General features: G+C 70.2%; 20 protein-coding genes. 5 read left to right on the top strand and 15 right to left on the bottom strand.

Annotated elements, in window-relative coordinates; translation table 11 throughout:
• Positions 1-342: 342 nt before the first annotated feature.
• From E4P40_RS04690 to E4P40_RS04670, 5 genes are all read right to left on the bottom strand, one after another.
• The gene (locus E4P40_RS04690) at positions 343-1311 is read right to left on the bottom strand and encodes a helix-turn-helix domain-containing protein (RefSeq protein WP_167762103.1); all 969 of its coding nucleotides are present in this window, start codon (positions 1309-1311) and stop codon (positions 343-345) included.
• 227 nt (positions 1312-1538) lie between these two features.
• Positions 1539-2540 (bottom strand): alpha/beta hydrolase, encoded by a 1002-nt coding sequence (locus tag E4P40_RS04685; RefSeq protein WP_135157638.1) that lies wholly within the window; start codon positions 2538-2540, stop codon positions 1539-1541.
• A gap of 93 nt (positions 2541-2633) precedes the next feature.
• Entirely contained in the window at positions 2634-3497 is an 864-nt protein-coding gene (locus E4P40_RS04680; protein ID WP_135157640.1) for an alpha/beta hydrolase, read from the bottom strand.
• Between the two features lie 238 nt (positions 3498-3735).
• On the bottom strand, positions 3736-4743 hold the full coding sequence (locus tag E4P40_RS04675; protein WP_209305189.1) for an LLM class flavin-dependent oxidoreductase: 1008 nt from the start codon (positions 4741-4743) through the stop codon (positions 3736-3738).
• Positions 4744-4801: 58 nt separating this feature from the next.
• A complete protein-coding gene (locus E4P40_RS04670; RefSeq protein ID WP_167762104.1) occupies positions 4802-5665 on the bottom strand; it encodes a sugar phosphate isomerase/epimerase family protein in 864 nt (287 codons plus the stop codon).
• Positions 5666-5949: 284 nt separating this feature from the next.
• Here E4P40_RS04670 and E4P40_RS04665 point away from each other — a divergent pair, with 284 nt between their 5' ends.
• Positions 5950-7230, top strand: coding sequence for an aminomethyltransferase family protein (locus E4P40_RS04665; RefSeq protein WP_209305190.1), 1281 nt, complete (start codon positions 5950-5952; stop codon positions 7228-7230).
• Positions 7231-8014: 784 nt separating this feature from the next.
• On the opposite strand, the gene E4P40_RS04660 is transcribed toward E4P40_RS04665, so the two are convergent.
• The 9 genes from E4P40_RS04660 to E4P40_RS04620 all read right to left on the bottom strand — a co-directional run bounded on the left by E4P40_RS04660 (position 8015) and on the right by E4P40_RS04620 (position 16809).
• On the bottom strand, positions 8015-8299 hold the full coding sequence (locus tag E4P40_RS04660; RefSeq protein WP_135157647.1) for a hypothetical protein: 285 nt from the start codon (positions 8297-8299) through the stop codon (positions 8015-8017).
• Between the two features lie 5 nt (positions 8300-8304).
• Complete coding sequence (locus E4P40_RS04655; protein WP_135157649.1) at positions 8305-9354, bottom strand: agmatinase family protein; 1050 nt, start codon at positions 9352-9354, stop codon at positions 8305-8307.
• Positions 9355-9411: 57 nt separating this feature from the next.
• Entirely contained in the window at positions 9412-10164 is a 753-nt protein-coding gene (locus E4P40_RS04650; RefSeq protein ID WP_135157699.1) for an amino acid ABC transporter ATP-binding protein, read from the bottom strand.
• A gap of 11 nt (positions 10165-10175) precedes the next feature.
• Entirely contained in the window at positions 10176-11108 is a 933-nt protein-coding gene (locus E4P40_RS04645; RefSeq protein ID WP_245160133.1) for an amino acid ABC transporter permease, read from the bottom strand.
• Between the two features lie 86 nt (positions 11109-11194).
• Positions 11195-12115, bottom strand: a complete 921-nt coding sequence (locus tag E4P40_RS04640) for an ABC transporter substrate-binding protein (protein WP_135157653.1) — start codon at positions 12113-12115, stop codon at positions 11195-11197.
• Positions 12116-12293: 178 nt separating this feature from the next.
• The gene (locus tag E4P40_RS04635) at positions 12294-13565 is read right to left on the bottom strand and encodes a helix-turn-helix domain-containing protein (RefSeq protein WP_135157655.1); all 1272 of its coding nucleotides are present in this window, start codon (positions 13563-13565) and stop codon (positions 12294-12296) included.
• Positions 13566-13574: 9 nt separating this feature from the next.
• On the bottom strand, positions 13575-14696 hold the full coding sequence (locus E4P40_RS04630) for an L-2-amino-thiazoline-4-carboxylic acid hydrolase (RefSeq protein ID WP_167762105.1): 1122 nt from the start codon (positions 14694-14696) through the stop codon (positions 13575-13577).
• Complete coding sequence (locus E4P40_RS04625) at positions 14693-15922, bottom strand: amidohydrolase family protein (protein ID WP_135157659.1); 1230 nt, start codon at positions 15920-15922, stop codon at positions 14693-14695. The genes E4P40_RS04630 and E4P40_RS04625 overlap by 4 nt, the downstream gene beginning before the upstream one ends.
• Positions 15922-16809: a cupin domain-containing protein gene (locus E4P40_RS04620; RefSeq protein WP_135157661.1), complete on the bottom strand. Its 888-nt coding sequence runs from the start codon at positions 16807-16809 to the stop codon at positions 15922-15924. Before E4P40_RS04620 ends, E4P40_RS04625 begins: the two co-directional genes overlap by 1 nt.
• A 445-nt stretch (positions 16810-17254) precedes the next feature.
• Between E4P40_RS04620 and E4P40_RS04615 the strand changes: the two genes are divergently transcribed.
• Positions 17255-18190 (top strand): AraC family transcriptional regulator, encoded by a 936-nt coding sequence (locus tag E4P40_RS04615; RefSeq protein WP_135157663.1) that lies wholly within the window; start codon positions 17255-17257, stop codon positions 18188-18190.
• 132 nt (positions 18191-18322) lie between these two features.
• Here E4P40_RS04615 and E4P40_RS04610 read toward each other — a convergent pair whose 3' ends face one another.
• Positions 18323-19939 (bottom strand): neutral zinc metallopeptidase, encoded by a 1617-nt coding sequence (locus E4P40_RS04610; RefSeq protein WP_135157665.1) that lies wholly within the window; start codon positions 19937-19939, stop codon positions 18323-18325.
• A 256-nt stretch (positions 19940-20195) separates the two neighbouring features.
• Between E4P40_RS04610 and E4P40_RS04605 the strand changes: the two genes are divergently transcribed.
• The 3 genes from E4P40_RS04605 to E4P40_RS04595 are packed head-to-tail and all read left to right on the top strand — an operon-like array spanning position 20196 to position 23221.
• Positions 20196-20732, top strand: a complete 537-nt coding sequence (locus E4P40_RS04605; protein WP_135157667.1) for a general stress protein — start codon at positions 20196-20198, stop codon at positions 20730-20732.
• Between the two features lies 1 nt (position 20733).
• Entirely contained in the window at positions 20734-22617 is a 1884-nt protein-coding gene (gene dnaK, locus E4P40_RS04600; protein WP_135157668.1) for a molecular chaperone DnaK, read from the top strand.
• 10 nt (positions 22618-22627) lie between these two features.
• On the top strand, positions 22628-23221 hold the full coding sequence (locus tag E4P40_RS04595; protein ID WP_135157669.1) for a nucleotide exchange factor GrpE: 594 nt from the start codon (positions 22628-22630) through the stop codon (positions 23219-23221).

Genomic DNA, 23221 nt, shown 5'->3' with positions numbered 1-23221 from the left:
CCCACCCAGTCCCGGCGGAGAGTTGCGTGCGGGTGGAGCAACTGGCGGGTGACGACTGGAGGAAGGTCTGCGCCTGGAAGTCGGGGCGCTGACCAGTGACCCAAGGCGGGCCCAGTCAGGGACCAGGCTTGTTGCAGGGTCAGAGTTGCGGCGGACCCTGGCTGTGCATGTGCCGGTCGAGCCGGTTCGGCCAGCGCAGCTTCCACTGCGCGCGAACGCCTCGTTGACGACGGATCGAAGGATGTCCGGCGTGGATTCACCAGGGCGGCAATGCCTGGCAGCATCCCAGGACCGCCTCGTCGAAGGCGGGGCGTCCGACGTCGGACATCGCCGGAACGGTTGTCAGTCGATGGATGGGCCAGGAAGCTCCCGCCATAGGGCGCGCCACTCGCGTGGCGTCGCCCCGTAGCGTTCGCGGAAGCGCCGGCTGAAGTGGGTGGCGTCGGCGAAGCCGTAGCGATGCGCGACCGACGTGATGGCCTCTCGGCCAACTGCCAGCTGGCGGCTGGCGCGTTCCAGACGTTGGCTCATGACCCACTCTGCGAGGCCCTGGTCGCTGTGGGCGGACCACAAGTAGTACAGCTGTCGCACGGAGATGTAGTGAGCGGCCGCGACCTGTGTGGCCGACAACGAAGGATCGCCGAGGTGCTCCAGCACGTATTGCTCGACGCGCATCGGAATAGAGCTGTGAAGTGTGTCGACGGCTTCCGGAGCCGTCCCTCCGGCCGTGGCGACCAGAGTCCGGGTCAGATCGACGGTGACCTCGCGGAGGGCCTGCGCTGCGGGCGTGTCCTCGAGTGACGGCAGGGCGGCACAGCAGCGGACGATGTGTCGGAGCAGGAGCTCGTAGATCGGGCTTGCCTGCGGATTTCGTACCGCTCGCCGGATCACCTTGCTCGGGAGGCCGAGGTCGCGCTGATCGATCATGAAGCCGAAGATGTTGTGGCCGTCAGGCTGGGCTTGGCTGTGCGGCTCGGTCGTGTCGTACAGCAGCAGGGCGCCCGGGTGACAACGAAACTCGTCTTCCCGGCGCGTGAACGTGGTGACGCCGTGGGCGGCGTAGGCAATCACAAGGTGGGCGTCGGGGGTGGCGTCGACTTCGTGCGCACCCCGGACGCCGCGTATCGCTGAGCCTTGCGCCTGCAGCACCTTGAGTCCGCCCAGCGACCAGGACGCCGTCCACGTCTGCATGTCTGCAACCGGACGGCTGAGATCGAACTTCATCGGCGTCGACACGCCCTCGAGGAACACCGACATCGCCTGGCAACGCTGGAGTGCGGTCATTCTCGTCGTGTCGAGGAGCACCGCCACAGTGGTCCCTCTCGGTTGTCGGTGCAGGGAGCACCGTTGTGGCCGTTGGGATGCACCACGAGGTCCGGCGTCCATGGGAGCCGGGCACCGCTGGATGGCGCGAGGGTAGTGAATTCGGCGTCCCGTGCGTACCGGATCGTTGCGCACGATGTCTTGCTCATCGTGCAGTTGTCGGGTCTGACGCAACGGCGCCGTGGCGAACGACCGCGGGCGGCGAGCACGTTGGCTCAGGCGACCGCCGGCGCAAACGTCGGTACGGGGGCGGAGGTGTCGTGCAGGGCCGCCTGCAGAACCGCATTGGCCTGAGCGACCGCGGCCCTGGCCGCATTGGTCTCGTGCAGGGCGTTGAGCATGACGAAGTCGTGAATGATCCCGGCGTAGCGGACTGCTGTTGTCGGCACCCCGGCGGCGCGCAACCTGGCCGCGTATGCCTCGCCCTCGTCGCGCAGAACGTCGGCCTCGGCGGTTATCACCAGCGCCGGGGGCAGCCCGGCCAGCTGCCCGAGGGTTGCCCGTAGCGGGGACGCAGTGATCTGGGCGCGCTCATCCGGGTCGGTCGTGTACTGATTCCAGAACCACTTCATGCCGTCACGGGCGAGGAAGTAGCCTTCGGCGAACTGCTCGTAGGAGCCGGTGTCGAACGCGGCGTCCGTCACCGGGTAGAAGAGCACCTGCTGCACGAAGGAGACGTCACCCCGTTCCTTGGCCAGCAGCGTCAGCGCAGCCGCCATGTTGCCGCCGACCGAGTCACCGGCGACCGCGATCCGGGCGGGGTCCAACGAGCGCTCCGCGCCCGCCTGTGCCAGCCATGCGGCGACGGCGTAGCACTGTTCGATGGCAACCGGGTACCGAGCCTCGGGTGAGCGGTCGTACTCCGGGAAGACGACGGCAGCGTGCGCGCCCAGGGCGAGATCGCGGACGAGCCGGTCGTGGGTGTGCGCGTCCCCGAAGACCCACCCGGCGCCGTGGACGTAGACGATGACCGGCAGCACATCATCGGTACCGGGCGGTCGGACGATGCGCGCCCGGACCGATCCGGTGGGCCCGCCCGCGACGGAGATCCACTCTTCGGCGACTGCCGGCTTGAAGATCTCGCTGCTCTGCACCCCGTCGACGGTCGTGCGGCCGTCTTCCGGAGCCAACTGGTAAAGGTACGGGGGAGCCGCCGTTGCCTCGACGAAAGCCTGGGCGGCGGGCTCGAGGGACAGTTGGTGCGGGTTGGCGGGCATGACGGACCTCTGTCGTGTCGGTGGACATGGCGATGCGGACCGGGCCGGTCGGCCGATGTGGCCGACCGTGCCTGCTTGGTCGGGCGCTGGCGGTCAGACGGCTTCCGGCATGCGGCTGTGCGCCTTCACGAAGTTCAGGGCGGTGTCGGCCACCTCGCGCCAGCCCGAGTCGATGGTCAGCGAGTGGCCGCGGTTGGGCAGCTCCACGAATTCGGTGATGGCGGTGTTGTGCTTCTGGTGCTTGTAGGCGCCATGGCTGAGGGCGCGGGGCACCTGGTGGTCCTTCTCGCCGGAGATGATCAGCAGCGGCCCGCGGTCGGCGGCGTGCGTGTTCACCTTGATCTCTGTGAACGGGTTCAGGTTCGCCGCGACCGCCTGGAAGATCGGGACGCCCGAACCGGCGACGTGGAACTCCTCGTAGAGCCGCCGTGCCTCCTCCTCCGACAGCGCGTTACCCCAGCCGTAGGTGAACTGTTCGAAGGTCAGCGCGATCGCGCGTCCGCGGTTGGCCGGGTTGCTGAGCACCGCGGCCGAGGCCTTGATGGTCGACGTCGGCACGGGCAGCACTCCGCGGAAGGGAGACGGGTCGATCGCCACCGTCGTCACCGAGAGTCCCTCGGCTGCGAGCATCTGCGCGAACAGGCCGCCGAAGGAGTGCCCGACGACGGCCGGCTTGCGGTCCAGGCGCCCGATGGCCTCGGCGTAGTGGTCCGTGACCTGATGCACCATCTTGCGCGCGAACACGTCCGGGTTCGCGCGGGCCTCCTGCACGGTCTCCGGGTCGTCCGGCCAGCCCGGCGCCACGGTTGTGAAGCCTGCCGACTCGAACACATGGCGCCAACGGTCCCAGCTGCTGGCCAGCAACCACAGGCCGTGTACGAACAACACCGGCCGTCTTCCGCTGGCGTTCGCGTCGTCGATCTCGTGCAGCTCCCTGCTGGTGAGGGTGTCCGGCATGTCTCCTCCTCCGGCGCGGACCCCGGCGGGGTCTGATGACGCCCGACGCTAGGAGGCACGTGTGGTGCGGTCTGGTACTTGAGCGCAGAGTTCCATGCTCAACCGGCAGACTCGTATCGCCTCAGAGCCCTCCGATTACGTGGCCGACGGCTACGAGGCGGGGCGCACGGAGAGCGGCCGGCGTCGCTTCTGGGGCCAGGCAACAGGACCCCGCGACGGCGGGATCGACGCGGGCCGGTCAGTCCGGCATGGAGGTCAGCGGTGCGACGGCTGCCAGCGCGGGGAGAATCTCGCGACCGAGCCGCCGGATGGTGGCGATCCCCTCGTCGGCGCTCATGGTGGGCCACTGCGGACGGAAGAGGAGAGGGTCGACCGGCAGCGTGGTGACGATGTCGGTCAGCGCGGCGATGACCTCGTCCGGAGTGCCGAGGACGGCGTGGTCGGACACCGCCTGCTCGAAGTCGCCCCGCAGGTCGGCGTCCTTCAGCACGTCCAGCCCGCGGTCCCGGTAGGTCAGGTACCGCGCCTGCGTCACCTTCGCGTAGCCCTCGACCGCCGCCTCGTGCGTGTCGGCGACGAAGATGTTGCGGCGCAGGGGCTGCGGACCGAAGGGCTTGCCACGGGCCGCGAAACCGGCTCGGACGATCTCGAAGCGTTCGCGCACCTGGGCGACGGTCGTCTCGGGAGGCACCGTGAAGGCGTCGCCGAACCGCCCGGCCCGGCGGGCACCCGCATCGCTGTGCGCGCCGATCCAGATCGGCGGGTGTGGCTGCTGCACCGGCAGGAGATGCGGCCGAACCCCCTCCAGGTTCCAGAACCGCCCGTGGTGGGTGACCTCCTCCTCCGTCCAGAGCCGGACCATGATGTCGAGGATCTCGTCGGTGCGCGGCGCACGTTCCCGGAACGGGATCTCGAAGTCGCGGAACTCGTCGGGCCGGTACCCGATGCCCGCCCCGACGACCAGTCGCCCCTCCGTCACGACGTCGAGGGTCGCCAGCTCCTCGGCGAGCATCACCGGGTGGTACAGCGGCGTGATGAGCACGCTGGTCACCAGGCGGACGTGCGGGTCCACGTGCGCCGCGAGCCGGGCGAGCAACGGCACCGGCTGCAGGTAGCTGAGGTCGCCGTAGAGGAAGTGCTGGCCGAAGGTGATGTGGGTGAAGCCGGCCTCCTGTGCCGCGTCGACGACGCGCAGCGTGTCCTCGAACTGCTGCCGCGGGCTGACGGTCTTGGGGATGTCGGTCATGAGGAGACCTACGTGCACCATGCTTGCCGCTCCCTGACGCTGGTCGTCTCGATGGCTGTCACGTGCGGGGGTTCGTGCTGGCGATGATCACGCTGCGGGTCGCGTCCCCGAGGAGAGTGGCCACCTCGGCGGCCGCTCGGGCTCGGAGGTCAGCCGACAGGACCTCGACGGAGATCGGTGCCTGCACGCCCATACCCCGGAGCAGGCGCAGGAAGGACGTCAGGTCGAAGTCGCCTTCGCCGGGTGGCAGCCGGTTCAGCACGGTGTCGGTGATGAAGTCGGGGTCCTGCGGGGAGCGGGGTCCGTCGTCAAGCTGGATCATGATCACCCGGTCGGGATCCATCGCGCGGAGCAGGTCGTCGTCCGCGCGGCCCCGGAAGTGGTGCCAGCTGTCGACGCACAACCCGCCGTTGGGGCGGCCGGCTGCCGCCACGACGCGTTGGGCGACGCCGGCGTCCGGGACGTTCGTGGTGGGAACGAACTCCAGGGCCACCAGCAGGCCGGATTCCGCTGCGCGATCACAGAGCCCCGCGAACCTCTCCGCCGCATCCTCCTCGAGAACGTCGGTGCCGAAGGTGCCGACGGCCTGCAGATGGCGGGCACCGAAAGCCTCGGCCATCTCGAAGAAGGTCGCTTCCGTCTGCCGGTCCGTATAGCGGAGGTGGGGGGTCGGCGCGGTCCCGACCAGCGCGTCGGGCGCCGAGAAGCCCGTGAAGACGGTCAGCTCGGCCAGGCGTAAGCCATGGCGGTCCAGCGCCTCGCGCATCTGGGAGACCGCGTACCCCTCATCGCGCAGGCGCAGGTACTCCGCCACCGACAGGCCGATCCCGTCGAAGCCTCCGGCCACTGCCGCACCTAGCCGCTCCTCGAACGGCACCGGGCCGAGCGAGCCGCCGGCCAGGATCAGGGCTCCTGCTCCCAACGGAGCCACGGAGGATGGGGCTGAGTTCATCGGCGCGCCGCCCTAGCTCGTCCACGTGGGGCTCGAGCATAGGTAGGGGCCTCGATCCAACGACAACGCGACGGATGCCCTCGGCGGCTTGTCGCGCGCCCACGCCGGGGATCTTCGAGTCGGCCGGCACGTGCGCCGTTGCCGCTCCTGCCCGAACGACGCCCGCGAGAACCACCGCTCGCGCTGACTCCGGGGGGAGCGGGGCCTAGCGTCCGAGGTGGACAGCGCCTGCCGACACCACAGCGAGGACGTCGATGGACTATTCAGTCAGCCGCATGCGTCGGGCTCCCGAGGGATACGCCTGGAGCCGCTTCGGTGAGCCCGAATACACCGATTGGCTGGACGAGAGCCTGTCGTGGAAGCAGACCTGCTACATCGGGGACTGGTCGTTCCTCTGGCAGCACCGCTTCACCGGGCCGGACGTCCTGGCGTTGCTGAGCGAGATCACGGTCAACAGCTTCGCGAGGTTCGACATCGGCCAGTCCAAGCACGCGATCCACACCAACCGGAACGGCAAGGTCATCCACGAAGGCGTTCTCACCCGGTTCGGGCCCGAGGAGTTCATGCTCCACGGACGCGGAGGGTTCTGGGCCAGCCACCACCTCGCCTCCACCGACTACGACGTGCAGGTGGAGAGGGACGACTGGTTCATCCTCCAGGTGTCCGGTCCGCAGTCGGTCAACGTGCTGGACAAGATCGCCGGAAGCGGGCTGCGCGACACCGGCTTCATGTACGTCAACACCATCACCGTCGCCGGCCACGAGGTCTACGCCCTCCGTCAGGGCATGGCGGGCGAGATCGGCTTCGAACTCCAGGGGCCTGTCGAGCACAAGCAGGAGGTGTACGACGCCGTCCTCGAGGCGGGCCAGGAGTTCGGAATCCGCAAGCTCGGCGGCCGGACGGCACCGATCAACCACCTCGAGGCGTGCTTCCCCACCATCGCGACGGACTACATCCCGGCGATCTTCGAGCCGGAGACCGCGGACTACCTGGAGCTGTTCACCGCGTCGATGCCCGCGTTCGCCCAGCCCGCCTACATCGCAGGCTCCTACGACGGGCAGGACATCTCCGAGTACTACCGCAGCCCGGTCGAGCTCGGCTGGGGCCGCAACATCAAGTTCGACCACGACTTCCTCGGTCGAGAGGCACTCGAGGCGGAGAAGGCCAATCCCCGTCGGACGATCCGCACCCTCGTGTGGAACGCCGACGACGTCCTCGACGTGCACGCGTCGCTCTTCCGGCCCGGGGAGAACTACCCGTTCATGGACATGCCGCGTGACCAGCGCGGGTTCATGTGGGCGGACAGGGTCACGCGGGACGGCGAGCACGTCGGGGTGGCGACCTCCCGCGGCTACAGCTACTACTTCCGGGAGATGCTCTCGCTCGGCACCCTCGACGTCGCCCACGCCGAGGTCGGGACGCCGGTGACGGTCCACTGGGGCAACCCCGGCGGCCCGCAGAAGGAGATCCGAGCCACCGTCGCCCCCGCGCCCTACAAGACCGACCGCAGACGAGAAGACCTGCACAGCGCCTGAGCCGCCGCGGTGACACGGCGGGCCCCGGTCGGAAGGGCAGGAGTTCCGAAGAGGTGGGCGAATGCATGGTCTGCGGGGCTCGATGTCCTCCCCGGTGTGGTGCTGCTCGGAGCCAGACCATAGGGACCCCCGGACGGGCGGCGACGCCACTTGGCCAGCTCACCCCGATCGAAAATGGAAACGTCACTCGCGCGGCCGCAGCGGGTCTCGCCTCTACCGGCACGAGTCAATCGGAGCGAGGTCAGTCCCTCCTTGTGGTGCCACGATGGTGGCCGAGGCGTGGCGTTCAGGGGGTCGTCGAGATCTCACTCTCCTCTGACTTGCGTGAGTACGTCGGCGAACGTTCTCGGACCCGCTCAAGCCGCCCTGGCAGTGTGCCGGTCAGGGGTTCGAGTCCCCTCAGCCCCACCCTTGTGAGCAGGTCCTCCTTCGTCGAACCCTGAGTCGACGTTTCCGGGGTTGCAGTTCGTCTCGTCTCACCTGTGTGCAGGAGGCGCCCACGCGGTCCGCCGCGTCGCGGGCCAGGACGGACAGGAGGTGCCTGTTCCTGTCCATCTCCGTGCGCACCTGGCTGTGGCCGAGCAGCTTCATGTCGACGCCCGGTTGCACGTTCTCGGTCAAGCCTGCAGTGGCTGAGATTCCCATCTCGCTGCACCGTACAAGCACCGCAGCTGCCGAGGCGTCGAAGGGCGTTTCCTTGAGGATCACGGCTCGTATTCCCTGCCCTCGGGGCACTCAGGCCGTCGAGGCTCACCGAGGTAGTGGCGGGTCGCGCTGACCGGGGTTACTCGTCCGCGTCGAGAGGGGCGCCCACGACGGTGCCCGCGGCCCTCTGGGGGAGGCCCCGGGCGCGCAACAGCGTCCCGATCCCGATGAGCGTCCACACGACGTTGAGACCGACCGACGGAAGCGCCGAGTGGTGCAGGCCGTTCACCAGGAGACAGCTCCCGGCGACGATGTTTGCGACCGCGTTCCGCCAGCCTGTCGCGGGCCACCGCCCTCGCGCGGCGAGCCCGTAGGCCGCGAGTCCCAACGCCGCTCCGAACCACCCCACCACCTCGTAGACCATGCCGGCTAGAGGTCGTCCCCGGTGATGGGCGTCGGGTCGTAGCCGCGCCAGCCGTCGTTGCGCCGCAGGAACAGTCCGGCGAGAAAGGTGAGCAGCGCGCCGGTCATCGTGCGGCCGGTCATCGTGGACACGTCCCGGGCGGGGTCGTGCTCCACGAAGTCGATCGCGGCCACCTTCGGGTTCTGGCCCAGCGCGAACAGTGCCTCGTACAGGTCCATCGGGTGCAGGCCCTCCGGAGTCGCGGCCCCGGTCCCGGTGCCGTAAGCGAGCTCCAGCACGTCGATGTCGACGGTGACGTACACGGCGTCGGTGCCCTCGCAGGCGATCTGCACCGCCTCCTCGATCACGGCGTCGATCCCGGCCCGGCGCACCTGACGCCCGGTGATGATCGTCCCGCCGTGTCCTTCCACCCACCGCTTGTAGTAGCTGGCATTCATGAACCCGTGGATGCCGACCTGCACCAGGTTCTCGCCGGAGAACGGCAGGCCCGACTCGAGGAGCTGGCGGATCGGCGTGCCGTTGGTCGGGCCGTGGTCCATCACGCGCACGTCGTTGTGCGCGTCGAAGTGGATCAGTCCCATCTTCTGCCCCGGGTGGGAGCGGGCGTACGCACGGGCGGCGGGCGCGGTCACCGCGTGGTCGCCGCCGATCAGCACGAGGAACGCGTCGCCGGACGCGCGCCACAGGGCCTCCATGGTGTCTTCGATCCGCTGCAGCGCCTCCCGCTGATCGAGAATCGGCATCCCGATGTCGCCCAGGTCGCGAGCGACCATCGTGGCGATGTCGACGTCGAAGTCCGGGCTGTACGTCGTGAACGACGGAGTGGACAGTCGCAGTGCGTCGGGCGCGGCGAAGCACGCGGTCGGGAGGATCGAGGTGGTCGAGAGCCCGGCGCCGATGATCCCGACGTCGAACGGCGAGGCGAAGTCCCAGGGCCGCAACCAGTTCCAGATCCGCGGCTCGTGGCGGTCCTCGAACTTGCCGTTCAGGACGAGTCCGGGCTCCTTGAGGTGCGCGACCCCGTGCCGGTCCAGCCACTCCTGGCGTGCTGTCACGACTGCTCCTTCCGGTGCACCCGACGCGGGCGCAGTTGAACGTGGTGGCGTGGAGGCCTAGAGCACGCGGCGAAGGAACGCCTTGGTGCGCTCGTGCGACGGCCGCCCCAGCACCTGCTCGGGCGGCCCCTGCTCGACCAGCTGGCCCTGATCCATGAAGACGACGCGGTCCGCGACCTCGCGCGCGAACGCCATCTCGTGGGTGACGACGATCATCGTCATACCGTCCCGAGCGAGATCGGTCATGACGGCGAGGACGTCGCCGACGAGCTCGGGATCGAGCGCGGAGGTCGGCTCGTCGAACAGCATCAGCTTGGGGCGCATCGCGAGCGCGCGGGCGATCGCGACGCGCTGCTGCTGTCCTCCGGACAGCTGCCACGGGTACGCCGACTCCTTCTCGGACAGCCCGACCTTGCCGAGCAGCTCGCGGCCCGCGGCTTCGCTGTCCCGCTGGCTCATTCGGCCGAGCCGCACCGGCGCTTCGACGATGTTGCGGAGCACGGTCATGTGCGGGAACAAGTTGAACTGCTGGAACACCATCCCGATCTGCTCACGCTTGCGGCAGATCTCGCGGTCCTTCAGCTCGTACACCTTGTGGCCTTTGCGGCGGTACCCGACCAGCTCGCCGTCGACCTCGATGTGCCCGGCGTCGACCTTCTCGAGGTGGTTGATGCACCGCAGCAACGTGGACTTGCCGGAGCCCGAGGGGCCGATGAGGCAGAGCACCTCTCCGGCGCCCACCTCGAGGTCCACCCCGGCGAGGACCTCGAGGCGTCCGAAGGACTTGCGGATCCCGTGCAGCTTGACCATCGTGTCGGCGGTCACGGGTGTCCACCCTCAGGCCGGGACAACGCGGTCACTGCCGCGTGCGGGCGAAGTTGGCGCCGGAAGGCCTGCGCAACCGTCCCGCCGCCGCGCCGGTCCCGGGAGAACCTCCGTTCGATGAAGGTCTGCCCGACCGTGAGGACGCTGGTGACGATCAGGTACCACAAGCTGGCGACGACGAGCAGCGGAATCGTCTCGAACGTCCGGGAGTAGATGATCTGCGCGGAGTAGAGCAGCTCGGGCAGCGCGATGACAGACACCAGCGAGGTGTACTTCAGCATCGAGATCGTCTCGTTGCCGGTCGGCGGGATGATCACCCGCATCGCCTGCGGCAGCACGATTCGCCGCATCACCGTCGACCGCGGGAGGCCCAGCGCCTGCGCCGCCTCCGTCTGCCCGCGGTCCACCGAGTTCACGCCGGCCCGAACGATCTCCGCCATGTAGGCGGACTCGTTCAGGGACAGACCGACGATCGCGACCACCGCCGGCGTGAGGATGTCGTTGACCGGGAGCTCTACCAGGGTCGGCCCGAAAGGCAGGCCCAGGCCGATCACCGGGTAGAGCGCGGAGATGTTGAAGAGGAAGATCAGCTGAACCAGCAGTGGCGTGCCGCGGAAGAACCAGGTGTAGAAGTTCGCCGCGGTTCTCAGGACCGGGTTCGGGGACAGCCGCATGAGCGCGACCAGCACGCCCAGCACGACGGCGATCGCCATCGAGACGGCGGTGAGCCACAGCGTCGTCCACAGGCCCTCGAGAATCGCGGAGGAGAACACGTACTCCGCGACGACGTCCCACATGAACCGCTCGTTGGTGACGAGGGACTCGACCAGGGCGGCGGCCACGAGGAGGACCAGGGCGGCGGCCACCCACCGGCCCGGATGCCGCAGCGGCACCGCCTTCACCTCGCCGGCGGGCGGGACTGTTGTCACGCCACCAGGGGGTGGCGCGGTCCTCACGTCCCCGGCGGGCGGCTCCGGAGAGCCGCCCGCCCCGGTGTTGCGACGCGCATCCATCGTCAGTTGCGGGCGTCGTTCACGGTCGCCGTCTCGAGCGCGCCGCCCTCGACGCCGTACTTCTTCAGGATCTCCAGGTAGACCCCGCTGTCGATGAGCTCCTGCAGCGCCTTCTGGAAGACCGGGACGAGCTCGCTGCCCTTCGGCAGCGCCATGCCGACCGGTGCTTCGTTGATGGCACCGCCGGCCTGCTTGACCTGCGCGCCCGGCTGCGACTCGAGATAGGCGTTCTGCAGCTTGTCACCGCAGAGGGCCTCGATCCGGCCGCTGGTGACGGCCAGCACGCCCTGCTGCAGCTGCTGGAAGACCTGCAGATCCACGGCGGGCTCGCCCTGGGCCTCGCACTTCCCGCTCTGCTCGGTCAGGTACATCTCCTCGGCGCTGCCGCGCACCACGCCGATCGTCCGGCCGCAGCTGGTCTCAAGCGTCAGGTCGGCCAGGTCGCTGTCGACGGGGACTATGAAACCCGATGCGTCGATGATGAAGTCGACGAAGTCGACCTGCTCCTGCCGCTTCTTGTTGTCCAGCATCGCGGAGATCGACACGTCGTACCGATTCGCCACGAGGCCGGGGATCAGGCTGTCGAAGCTGGTGTTCTGCAGGTCTATCTCCGCCCCCAGCACCTCGCCGAGAGCTGTCGCGAGGTCGATGTCCAGGCCGGTCTGCTCGCCGTCCTCCTCGACCGCCCACGGCAGTCCGATCGTGAGGTCCGTGGCGACGACGAGCGTGCCGTCGTTCCCGGCCGCCTCCAGCTCGGCGGCCAGGTCCGGGTCGGTCTCCGTCCACACCGGCGCCGAGGAGCTGCCGTCATCACCGTCCGGTGCATCTCCGGAGCCGCACGCGGTCAGCGCGAGGCACGCCGACATCGTCACGCCGACGAGCGTCAGCGGTCGCTGTGCCGAGGCGGACCTCAGGGCGCGCATGTGGGTCTCCTAGCTTGGTCGTTTCGTGGGTTGTCTCGACTGTCGGACCGGCTCACTGGCCGCCCGAGTTCGTGGAGTTTGGCACGGGGTATTGCCGCCGATCTGGCGACAGCTGTTGCACGTTCGACGGCGTGGTTCGACAACTGTCGAGCGGCTCGCCGTGGGCCGGCGCCGCCGGTCAGCGTGCGGCGGAGAAGGGGTCGTGGTCTTCGTGGGCGCCGCGCCGGACCCGCTGCAGGCGCGCGATCTTGAGCTCGAGATGCGCCACCAGCCGGTCCTGTCCGTTGCCGAGGTCCAGGCCGGTCTGCTCCTCGATCCGCCGGAGCCGCGCGTACAGAGAGGCTCGGTGCACGTGCAGCCGTTCCGCCGAGCGCACGGCGTCGCCTGCGTTGTCCAGGTAGACCTCCAGCGTCTCGGCGAGGTGGTCGCCGGCGCCCTCCCGGTCCAGTAGCAGCCGCACACCCGGATGCAGCCCCACGTCTGTGGCGCGATCCGACACGAGCTGCGCGATCCGGCGATACACGCCCAACTGGTCGTAGTGGACGGTCTTGCCAGGCGCCTTGAGCGCGGCCGAGACCTCCGCGGCCTGCAGCGCCTCGCGGTACGACCCGGCCAGATCGGCGAGACCGGCCCGGGTGACGCCGATGCCCGCCCACACCGGACGGGGCCGCCGCACGGTCAGTGCCTGCTCCAGCCGCGCCCGCGCGGTCTCGGCGAGCTCGGTGGCCGTGCCGTGCCGGTCGCGGGTCGCGTCGGGCCTGGCGACCACCAGTACGCCGTGCCCGGGCCGAACGAGACCCATGGTCTGCCGGGACGACAGCGCGAGGCGTGCGTCCTCGAGCACTGCGGCCATCGCGGCCCGGTCCCGATCGGACGGCACGGAACCGGAAGGCGCGGCCGCCAGCAGCACGATCGCGGCGACCGGGTCGTCATGCATGAAGTCATCGCCGTCGGCCATCCGGCCGGCGGCCCGGCTCCGCAGCGCGGGGTCGTCGGACAGGAGCTCGCTCAGGGACTCCTGTTCCCGGAGGCTGCGGAGCTCGTCGAAGCGCCGCTGGCGCGCGAAGACCTCGGCGACGCTCTCCGCGGCCGCGACGATGTGCCGTTGCCTGGCGGGGTCGAGCTCCTCGTCCGGCGTCGCCACCCATACGAAGGCGACGCCGCGATCGTCGACGCGGGCGACCGCACCCCACCGGGGGAGGCTGAGCCCGATGCTCGGGTTGGCCGGCAGCAGGAAGGCCCCGTGTCGCTCCGAGACCCTCTGTTCGCTGGTCCACCGGACGATCTCCGGACTGGCGTGGCGTTGGAGGATCGCCCGCTCGCGGGCCGCGTCGTTCCCGTCCGGGTGGTACGTGTAGACGAGCTGCCTGATCTTCATGTCGTCGATCGCGACCGGTCGGTCGAGGAGCGTTCCGAGTCGGTCGGCTATCCGCTGAAGGGCCGCGATCATGCGGTCATGCTAGGGCCCCCGACTGTCGTGAACGGGTGCGTTGTCGAACTCCTCCGGGGTGGGGTCGTTGTCGGTGAGGAACTCCGGCACCGTGAACCGGAACCGGCAGACATGGTCACCTCGGGACTTCACGGACGTCCACCGCACCTCGGTGCTCGGGTTGTAGCTCTGGAACAGTCCGCGGTGGTTGGAGGAGTCGAAGAGGTAGCCGAGCCGCAGCCCCTCAGGGCCTTCGGTGGCCCACACCTCGGCGAGCGGGCAGTACGTGCAGTCGAGGTAGTACGCACCGTCGCTGATGTGCTGCCGCTCCTTGAAGACGAACACCGCCTCACCGGGGTCGCGCTCCTGCAGCCCGTCCGTGCTGGCGAAGTTCGCCATCGTGAGCGGCTTGCCGAGCGCGAGGATGCGCTCGCGGATCACTGACCCCCGATCGGCGCCGAATCGGTAGGCCGCCCTCCGTACCGTCTCTTCGCCCGATGCGTCAAAGGTGTCGATCAGTGCTTTGGTGACGTACATCTGCATCGCCGCGAGCAGTCCTGTCGTCCGCCGGTTGACCTCGACCATCCGGATCGGGTCGGCCGTACGTGAGCCGAGCCGGGGCGCCTGCTCCACCCTGTCCGGTCCGGTGATCCGGAGCCCCCAGGGCCGCACCGTGGGGTCATCCACCTCGATGGCGACTCCGGAGCCGTAGCCCTCCGCCACCCCGTCGAGGAGCGGTGCCCAGTACGCCGCGAGGGCCGCGACCGCGTCGACGTCCCCGAGGAGGTCCGCGAGGTACGCGCGCCCGGGTGCTTCGGGGAGCGTCAGCGTCAGCGTGGGGCCCTCGGCAGTGACCCGGAGCGTGCCGTCCTCGGCCCCGAGCTGCCATTCTGCGGTGTCCCAGTGCTCGACCAGTTGCGCTGGTCCGCGGCCGGCCACGAACGACGCCGGCTGGTCTCGCATCGCGGTCCCCCGGAACACGCCGGCCTGCCGCATGCCCGCGGCCAGCTGGGCGAGACCTGCCGTGCCGTGCGCGTCCAGCACCGCGTCGTAGAACACCTTCAGCATCAGCCAGTGATAGTCCTGGAACGTCCGCAGCGACGCCATCATCGGCAACGCGCCGTCCGGGACGGCCTGGTCGGGAACGGTCATCGGGCCACCTCGTGGACGGGTCGTCGGTAGGTCCTGCATCCGGCCTGCCAGGTCTCCACGACGCGGCCGGCCAGCCCGGACAGGTCGGTCAGGTCGCCGTCCAGGATCACCAGGTCGGCGGTCAGACCCGGCTGGATGCTCCCGATCCGGTCTGCGAGGCGGAGCAGCACCGCGGCGCCCGACGTCGCGGCGGCCCACGCCTGGTACGGAGAGAGCCCGCAGTCGACCAGCAGTTGCAGCTCCCGGAGGTTGTCACCATGCGGGCCGATGCCGGTGTCGGTCCCCATCGCGATGGGCACCCCGGCCTCGACGGCCCGCGTCACCGCGTCACGGTGCACGGCGGCGACCTCCAGGGCCTTGTCCAGCACGGCCGGCTCGTGGACCTCGCCGCGCTCGGCCGCCTCGATCACCGACAGGGGCGCCAGCAGCGTCGGGACCAGCCAGGTGCCCTTCGCCAACATGAGCTCGATCGCCTCGTCGTCGAGGAAGATGCCGTGCTCGATCGAGCGCACCCCGGCGCGCACCGCGTTCTTGATCCCCTCGGCGCCCTGCGCGTGGGCCATGACGGGGACGTGGGCAGCGTCCGCCTCCGCGACCAGGGCCGCGAGCTCGTCCGGGCGCAGGTGTGCATGCTTCGGGTCGTCCGACGGGGACAGCACGCCGCCGGTCGTCGCGACCTTGATGACGTCCGCGCCGGCCCGGAGCATGGTCCGCGCGGTCCGGCGCATCTCGTCCGGGCCGTCGGCGACGCCGGACGGCACCCCGGGGTGGTGCGGGAACAGCTCGACCGCGAGACCACAGCTCAGGTGGCCGTCGTTGTGGCCCCCGGTCTGGCTGATCATGTTCACGGCGATGAGCGCTCGCGGCCCGCTGATCAGCCCGCGGGCGAGGGCCTGTTTCAGCCCCAGATCCGCGCCTGCGGCGTCCCGCACGGTGGTGATCCCGGTTGCGACGGTCCGCCGGCAGTTGACCACCGCCTGGAAGAAGTGGAAGGAGAACGGGTTCGCGAGCCTTTCCACCAGGTTCACGCCGGACAGCGTGAGGTGGACGTGAGCGTCGATGAGGCCGGGCAGGACGGTCCGACCGGTCGTGTCGACGACGGTGTCACCGTCGAGGGACGTGCCGACCGCCCGGATGACGCCGTCCTCGATGAGGACGTCGGCCCGCGACGGCGCCGAGCCGGTGCCGTCGAATACGTACCCGCCCGCGAAGAGTGTGCTCCGCATCACACGTGGAAGCCTCGACGGGGGCCCGTTTCCAGAGGGCGGCGCGGCGGCGTCGAGTACACCGGCTCCAGCGGCTCCCACGCCCACGTGCCGTCGCACGCGTCCAGCGTGTAGAACCAGTACATCCGCAGGTCATCGTCGTTCGTGTCGATGCCGTGCGGCGCCCATGCGGGGACGTACACGGTGTCGCCGGGACCTGCCCTGTAGGCATCGTCGCCCACGTAGATCGTCGCGGTGCCCTCGAGGACGTGGTAGATCTCGGCCGGCGCATGCCGGTGGATCGTGTAGTGCAGCTGCGGGTCGACCGCCGCCGTGCCGATGACGAATTCCTTCGTGCCGGTCGCCGGCTCGAGCAGATAGCGGCACCGCAGGCGCATCCCCTTGGTGGGTTCGACAGGGACCCAAGCGACCATGTCCTCGGCCACGGCCCAGCGGTCGAACAGGCCCGCCGACGGTGCCGTGCTCGGGTTCGTCGTCCCCTCGAGGGCGGTGTCGGGCAGCAGCTCCGAGGTCACCGTCTTCTGGTCCCCGCCGGTGGCGTACGCGACGAGCAGGCGCGCCGGCTGGCTGCCGAGGCACTGGAGCGAGTGTGCCTCACCCGGCGGGAAGTACGCCGCGCCGGGGGCGGACAGCTCGGCGGAGCCACCCGGGCGCCACAGTCGGACGGTGCCTTCGACGAGGAACACCGCCTCCGCCTGGGGATTGCGATGGGTCGGCACCCGCTGACCGGGCGCCAGCGTGACCTCGCCGAAGGTGATGTCCGCGGCGAGCCCTGCGGTGTCCGGGAGGAGTCCGAGCACCTCGAGGCCCGCGAACTCTGGGAGCTCGTGAAGGTTGTCGCCGGCGGTGGACGCGGCGGTGCGCGGGAAGTGCAGGGATGCCGTCAACGCTTCTCCTCGTGCGGGGCGCTCGCCGGCTCCGTCCCGGCCTTGCCGCGATGCTAAGGACGCGCCCACTCCCGGCGGACTGGTCGTCCGTCGCGTCTCCGGGTGACGGCACGCAACATCTGTCGAACCCAGTACATCGTCGGCGCCCGGCGCTTCACCGGCAGAACGGCCGGGGGAGCTCGCTCCTCATCGCGCGTGCCGGCGAGGTGGACACGCAGTGAGCCTCGGAGCCGGGAGTCGTCCACGAACTGCTGTCGCCGGTTGTCGCGGTCGACGTGATTCGCGGCCGCCTCCCCGACGGGGGACCCGCCGGGTCGACGGGCCGGCCGATTCGGCAGGGCTGCCGATACCGCCACCCCGCCCTCCGCGCGACGCTGGTCCCGACGGTGATCTGCCACGGCGACCACACCGAGTGCTTCCTGACCACTCGGGACGAGGAGGGGCCATGCTCGTGACGTCGGACCCGCACGTGGCGCACACCTGGCTTCGCGCGACGTATCCCGGCTACCTGCCGGAGGAGACCAACAGCCGCAGGAACTTCGTGTTCCAGGCGGTGCACGAGCAGGCCGGCCGCAGCGGGCTCTCGCGGCTGAGGTACTCGACGAGCGCGGACAACAACGTCGCCCCGGACGTGATGCTCGTCGTCCGACCGTCGGCCGGCGCCATGATGGTCCGGTCCGGCCGCGAGGAGGTCGCCGTCCCTCCGGGCACGCCGGTGCTCCTGCCGGCGCATCAGGCGGTGAGCGTCCTGTGGGCCGATGCCGAGGTCGACTGCGTCTGCCTGAATGCGGACGACGTCGAGCGGGTCGCGGTGGAGACCACCGGTCTCGACGACCTGGCCCTGCGATTCACCGGGCTACGGCCGATGCTCCCGGGCCTCGACCAGCGCTGGAACGACACCGTGCAGGACGTGACGCGTGAAGTACTGCGGAACCGCACCACGGCCGGCCCCGTGCTGACCGGGCAGCTGACCCAGCGGCTGGCCGAGGCTGTCCTGGGCACCTTCCCCAGCACCCGGCTGGCCACCCGTCGCCGTGTCCCGCCCGACCACGCGACGCCCGCCGTGGTGCGTCGTGCCGTCGACTTCATCGACGCCAACGCCGAGCGCGACCTGACGACGAGCGACATCGCCGCCGCCGCGGGGATCGGGCCGCGCGGGCTGCAGGCGGCCTTCGTGCGCCACCGGGACTCGACGCCGACCACCTACGTGAGGCGGGTGCGACTGGACCATGCGCACCGCGAGCTGGTGGACACCGATCCCGCCGACCACGACACCGTGCCCGCCGTCGCTGCTCGGTGGGGCTTCCCCCGGACGAGCGCGTTCGTCACCGCTCACCAGCAGGTCTACGGACGCCCACCCGGTCAGACCCGGCAGGGCTGAGGGGCGCACTGCTTCATCTCGACGCTCAGCCCGCGCCGGCCTGCCCCGCCCGACGGACAGGGACGGGTGTGGGAGGACCGGGCCGCTGAGCTCGCGTCTCGGGATCGACCAGGACACGAGACCTCACAGTGGTCATCGGAGTCCGATGTCGCAGGGGCCGCCACCGTGCAGGAATCCGTTCCGGAAGGCGCGGAGCAGTTCGAACCCGGACGCGTCGACGTCCGGGAACACTCGGTCCGACAGTCCGTAGGTCAGCAGGAACGTCACGGCCTCGTCGATGTCGCCGGGGCTGATGCGCACTCCCGCGGAGCCGGCGAAGGCGCCCTTGAAGACCTGGGCCGCGTACCAGCCCGTGAGGCAGACCGCCGAGCGGGTGGCCGCCTCGTCATCGATCGACAGGCCGAGGTCCGAGCGGGCGGCGAGCGAGTAGGGGAGGGATATCGCGGTGATCACCGCGAAGTCCCCCAGCTGCTGGTACGCGGGCCGGGCCAGCTCGGTCTCGTCGTAGTACACCGTCGAGTCGGCCTCGCAGAACGCGAGATCGAGGTCCTCGGTGCTCCGCTCAGCGCACGGCGGCGGCATCCGGTCGAGGGGGCGGATCGTCGGCTCGTCGAACTCCCGCTCGAACTCCTCCAGGAGCACGGCACGCCAGAACGGGGGGAGGGTGTTGTCGACGATCAGGAGCGTCTCGCCGTACGCGGCGTTGCCGCGGTTGGCCAGCTCGTCCTGGTCGAAGGTCTCCGCGGTGAAGAGCCGGTCGGGTCCGAAGTGGTCCCGGCAGGAGGCGACGCCGCCGTCGTGGCCTTCGGAGAACGCCGAGACCCGGTCGAAGTACGAGCCGTGGGCCTGGCTGTTGTCCGGGTCGCTGCCGACGGGGTCACGGAGCAGGAGGTAGCCGCGCAGGACGCCGTCGAGATCCCGCTCGTCGATCGCCAGGTGCCTCGCCTCACCGTCGTTGACCCAGGCCGTCCAGGCTCCGGCGAAGCAGTCGGCCTGCGTCTCGTCCTGGATGCTCCGGCCGCTCGCCGCGAAGCCGACACGTCCCTGGACGGCATGGCCGAACTCGTGGGCCAGCACGACGGCCGGCAGCGAGCGCCCGTAGGTGTCGGCGAGATCCTGCAACAGCGACCGGTCGTAGGCGATGGCGTCGCAGCGAGGGTTGTAGAGGGCGTTCCCGGCCACTGCCGCGGGATCCATCGGGTGTTCCGGGCAGCCGATGCCGCTGGGCGGGTACCTGGCCGCGTCCAGGGCGGAGCTGTCGACGGAGAAGTAGCCGCCGGCCAGGGGTGGGAACGCCACGCGGTAGAACCGTGGGAACGCGTCGGCCCAGAAGGTCTCGAGGTCGGCGAGGGCGTTGCGCGCCAGCCGGTCGATCGGGTTGTCGGTCGCGCCGGTGATGGTCACCTGCTCGGCGGGCACGTCGACGAGCTGCCGGGGACCGCCGGAGGAGGTGTCGGGCGCCGTGCCGGAGCACCCGGCCAGGAACACGACGGTCAAACCGGTGACGGCCAGCGCGCGAGGCGGGGACCGTCTCATCCGGTGGCTGTCCCCACCAGCCGGAGGGTCGGACTCTTCTGGACGGTCATCACGTCCCCACCCCGCCTCATCGGCCTGTGCAGCCCCGGTGGCATCGATCAACGGCTGCACGGCGACGGTCAGCCATCGGCGGCCCGCCAGGGCCTCATGGCACCCTGCCCGGCGTCGATCCGTCCATCGGCAGCACTGCCGATCCACGGGGTGGGGCGGCATGGGCAGAACGACCGATTGCCGCCGCGGGGGCCGACGGCGAGCGTGGATGAGCACGGTGCGGTGGGCCGCCACGTGGCCACCGCACAGTCGGCGGGCCTCCGTCGACCTCCAACCGGCGGGAGGAACAGTCCGTGCCTCTGATGCGGCGCTCCTCCTGTCCCTCCACCGTTGTCACCGGCTCCGTGCCGCGCCCGCGCCCCCCAGGACGCCGCAGCCGCGGCCACCCAGTCGGCCCCGTCTGATCTGGGAGTCACTCATGACCTCGCACGACGCGAACCCCACCGGATCGGGAGGGAGCACCGCGGTCCACCCCTGGTCCCCCGGTAGCCCTGACGCCTCCGCCCGGTCGGCCAGACGGACTGTCGCCTCCTACACCACCTACGCCGACGCCGAGCGAGCGGTCGACCGGCTCGCCGACCGTGACTTCCCCGTCGAGCGGGTCGCCATCATCGGCCAGGACCTGGAGACCGTCGAACAGGTGACCGGAAAGCTGGACTATCCCACCGTCGCCTGGCGGGGCGCGGTGAGCGGTGCCGTCCCCGGCGCGTTGCTCGGCTGGATCTTCGGACTCTTCGACTGGGCCGATCCGATCGTGAGCGCGCTTCTGCTCGCCCTCTACGGACTGCTCATCGGGGCGGTGATCGGAGCCATCATCGGGGTGATCGTGTACGCGCTCCAAGGGGGTCGCCGGGACTTCGCGTCGGTGACCGTCATGCGCCCGCGGCGCTACGAGCTGGTCGTCGACGACGAGGTGGCCGACCAGGCTGCCCGGCTGCTCACAGAGAGGATCTGAGATGGCGCGCGCGGTCGGTATCGACCTCGGGACGACGAACTCGGTCATCGCCGCCTGGGAGGGCGGCGAGGCCTCGGTCGTCCCGAACGCCGAGGGAGCTCGCACGACGCCGTCGGTGGTGGCGTTCACGGAGAACGGCGAGCGTCTGGTCGGGCAGTTGGCCCGCCGGCAGGCGATCCTCAACGCCAAGGGCACGATCTACTCGGTCAAGCGGTTCGTCGGCCGCAGGTTCGAGGAGGTCGAGGAGGAGGCCGGTCAGGTCACCTATGACGTGGTCCCCGATGCGAACGGGCTCGCGCGCATCAAGGTGCGGGACAAGATGTATGCGCCGGAGGAGATCTCCGCCCTGATCCTGCGCAAGCTCGCCGACGACGCCGGCCGGCACCTCGGCGAGCGTGTCACCGAGGCGGTCATCACCGTCCCGGCCTACTTCAACGACGCGCAGCGAACTGCTACCCGCGACGCGGGGAAGATCGCCGGCCTCGAGGTCCTGCGGATCATCAACGAGCCGACCGCCGCGGCGCTGGCCTACGGCATGGACAAGGGCCAGCACGAGACGGTGCTGGTGTTCGACCTCGGCGGTGGGACGTTCGACGTCAGCGTCCTCGACGTGGGGGACGGCGTGGTGGAGGTGCGGGCCACGGCGGGCGACACCCACCTGGGCGGGGACGACTTCGACCGGCGGATCGTCGACCACCTGGCCGAGGAGTTCCAGAAGGAGAACGGCATCGACCTGCGGAAGGACCCGCAGGCGCTGCAACGGCTCTACGAGGCGGCCGAGAAGGCGAAGGTCGAGTTGAGCTCGGTCACGCAGACCCAGGTCAACCTGCCCTTCGTCACCGCGGACGCGAACGGGCCGAAGCACCTCACGACGACGCTGATGCGCTCGCAGTTCGAGCACCTCACGGCGGACCTCGTGGAACGGACGATGGGGCCGGTCCGTCAGGCCATGTCCGACGCCAAGGTGGGGGCGGACGACGTCGACGAGGTCATCCTGGTCGGCGGGTCGACCCGGATCCCGGCAGTGCAGGCGCTCGTGCGCCGGCTCACCGGTGGCAAGGACCCGAACATGACGGTCAACCCCGACGAGGTCGTGGCGGTCGGCGCCGCGATCCAGGCGGGGGTGCTCAAGGGCGAGGTCTCCGACGTCCTCCTGCTCGATGTCACGCCCCTGTCGCTGGGGGTGGAGACCCAGGGCGGGCTGATGACCAAGATCGTCGAACGGAACACCACGATCCCGGTCCGGCGCAGCGAGGTCTTCTCCACGGCCACGGACAACCAGCCCGCCGTGGACGTCGTCGTGCTGCAGGGGGAGCGGGAACGCGCGGCGGACAACCGGGTCCTGGGTCGGTTCCAGCTCACCGGCATCCGGCCGGCGCTCCGCGGTGAGCCGCAGATCGAGGTCGTGTTCGACATCGACGCCAACGGCATCCTCAACGTCACCGCCCGCGACAAGGACACCGGTGCCGAGCAAGGGATCACGATCTCCGAGAGCACCAACCTGGACACCTCCGAGGTCGAGCGGATGGTCACGGAGGCCGAGCGGAACAGGGCCTCGGACCAGCAGCTCCGGCAGGAGGTGGACGCGCGCAACCAGCTGGACACCGTGGCCTACCAGGTGCAACGCCGACTCGACGAGCTCGGCGACGCCGCACCCCCGCACGAGCGGGCCCGGGCCGAGATGCTGGTGACCGAGGCCCGGCAGGCGGTGGCCGACCAGGCGCCGATGGATCGTGTCCGCGAGCTGACCGGCGAGCTGCAGCAGGTGCTCGCCGGGCTCCAGGCGGCCTCGACCAACTACGCCGCCGACGTCGGTGACGCGGCCGCCGGTGAGCCGGTGGCCGCGGACGACGACGTCATCGACGCCGAGTTCGACCGGAACTGAGCCTCCGGCGATGGCTGAGCCCGGACCGGAGACGCCGACCGCCCGGCCACCCGGTACACCGGATGCAGATCCGGGAGCCGCCGAGGCACGGGTCCAGCCGGAGGGCGGACCTCCGCAGGAGGCGGCGCCCACCGCGGCGGACGGCGCGGCGGCGGGCGCGACCCAGCGCGCGCTCGTCGCCGCCGAGGACCGCTGGCGGCGCGCCGCCGCCGACCTGGACAACCTGCGCAAGCGATACGCGCGGGAGGTCGCGCGCGAGCGGGAGAACGAGCGGGAGCTGGTCACGTCGGCGTTCCTCCCCGTGCTCGACACCATCGATCGCGCGCTCGAACACGCCGCGGCGGACCCGGGATCGATCGTCGAGGGCATCCGCACCCTCCGTGAGCAGGCCCTCGCCGTCGTCAGGGGACTCGGCTACGGACGGGAGGACGAGCCCGGAGTGCCCTTCGATCCGGCGCGGCACGAAGTGGTGGGGGTGGTGGACGCCGACGGGGCAGGGACTCCGCCCGGTTCGGTGGCCTCCGTCGTGCGGCCCGGCTACGGCGCCCCCGGCCGCCAGTTGCGTCCGGCCGCGGTGACCGTGGCCCAGCGCGCGGGGAGCTGA

The sequence above is a fragment of the Blastococcus sp. CT_GayMR20 genome (assembly GCF_004570345.1).
The sequence above is the reverse complement of the archived record's forward strand: the minus strand, read 5'-3'. Positions and strand labels throughout refer to the sequence as shown.

Excerpts from the sequence above, each read along its gene's own strand:
- E4P40_RS04685 (WP_135157638.1), bottom strand. The coding sequence starts at position 2,540 with ATGCCCGCCAACCCGCACCAACTGTCCCTCGAGCCCGCCGCCCAGGCT.
- E4P40_RS04680 (WP_135157640.1), bottom strand. The coding sequence starts at position 3,497 with ATGCCGGACACCCTCACCAGCAGGGAGCTGCACGAGATCGACGACGCG.
- E4P40_RS04675 (WP_209305189.1), bottom strand. The coding sequence starts at position 4,743 with ATGACCGACATCCCCAAGACCGTCAGCCCGCGGCAGCAGTTCGAGGAC.
- E4P40_RS04665 (WP_209305190.1), top strand. The coding sequence starts at position 5,950 with ATGGACTATTCAGTCAGCCGCATGCGTCGGGCTCCCGAGGGATACGCC.
- E4P40_RS04660 (WP_135157647.1), bottom strand. The coding sequence starts at position 8,299 with ATGGTCTACGAGGTGGTGGGGTGGTTCGGAGCGGCGTTGGGACTCGCG.
- E4P40_RS04650 (WP_135157699.1), bottom strand. The coding sequence starts at position 10,164 with ATGGTCAAGCTGCACGGGATCCGCAAGTCCTTCGGACGCCTCGAGGTC.
- E4P40_RS04640 (WP_135157653.1), bottom strand. The coding sequence starts at position 12,115 with ATGCGCGCCCTGAGGTCCGCCTCGGCACAGCGACCGCTGACGCTCGTC.
- E4P40_RS04635 (WP_135157655.1), bottom strand. The coding sequence starts at position 13,565 with ATGATCGCGGCCCTTCAGCGGATAGCCGACCGACTCGGAACGCTCCTC.
- E4P40_RS04630 (WP_167762105.1), bottom strand. The coding sequence starts at position 14,696 with ATGACCGTTCCCGACCAGGCCGTCCCGGACGGCGCGTTGCCGATGATG.
- E4P40_RS04625 (WP_135157659.1), bottom strand. The coding sequence starts at position 15,922 with ATGCGGAGCACACTCTTCGCGGGCGGGTACGTATTCGACGGCACCGGC.
- E4P40_RS04615 (WP_135157663.1), top strand. The coding sequence starts at position 17,255 with ATGCTCGTGACGTCGGACCCGCACGTGGCGCACACCTGGCTTCGCGCG.
- E4P40_RS04610 (WP_135157665.1), bottom strand. The coding sequence starts at position 19,939 with ATGCCGCCCCACCCCGTGGATCGGCAGTGCTGCCGATGGACGGATCGA.
- E4P40_RS04605 (WP_135157667.1), top strand. The coding sequence starts at position 20,196 with ATGACCTCGCACGACGCGAACCCCACCGGATCGGGAGGGAGCACCGCG.
- dnaK (WP_135157668.1), top strand. The coding sequence starts at position 20,734 with ATGGCGCGCGCGGTCGGTATCGACCTCGGGACGACGAACTCGGTCATC.
- E4P40_RS04595 (WP_135157669.1), top strand. The coding sequence starts at position 22,628 with ATGGCTGAGCCCGGACCGGAGACGCCGACCGCCCGGCCACCCGGTACA.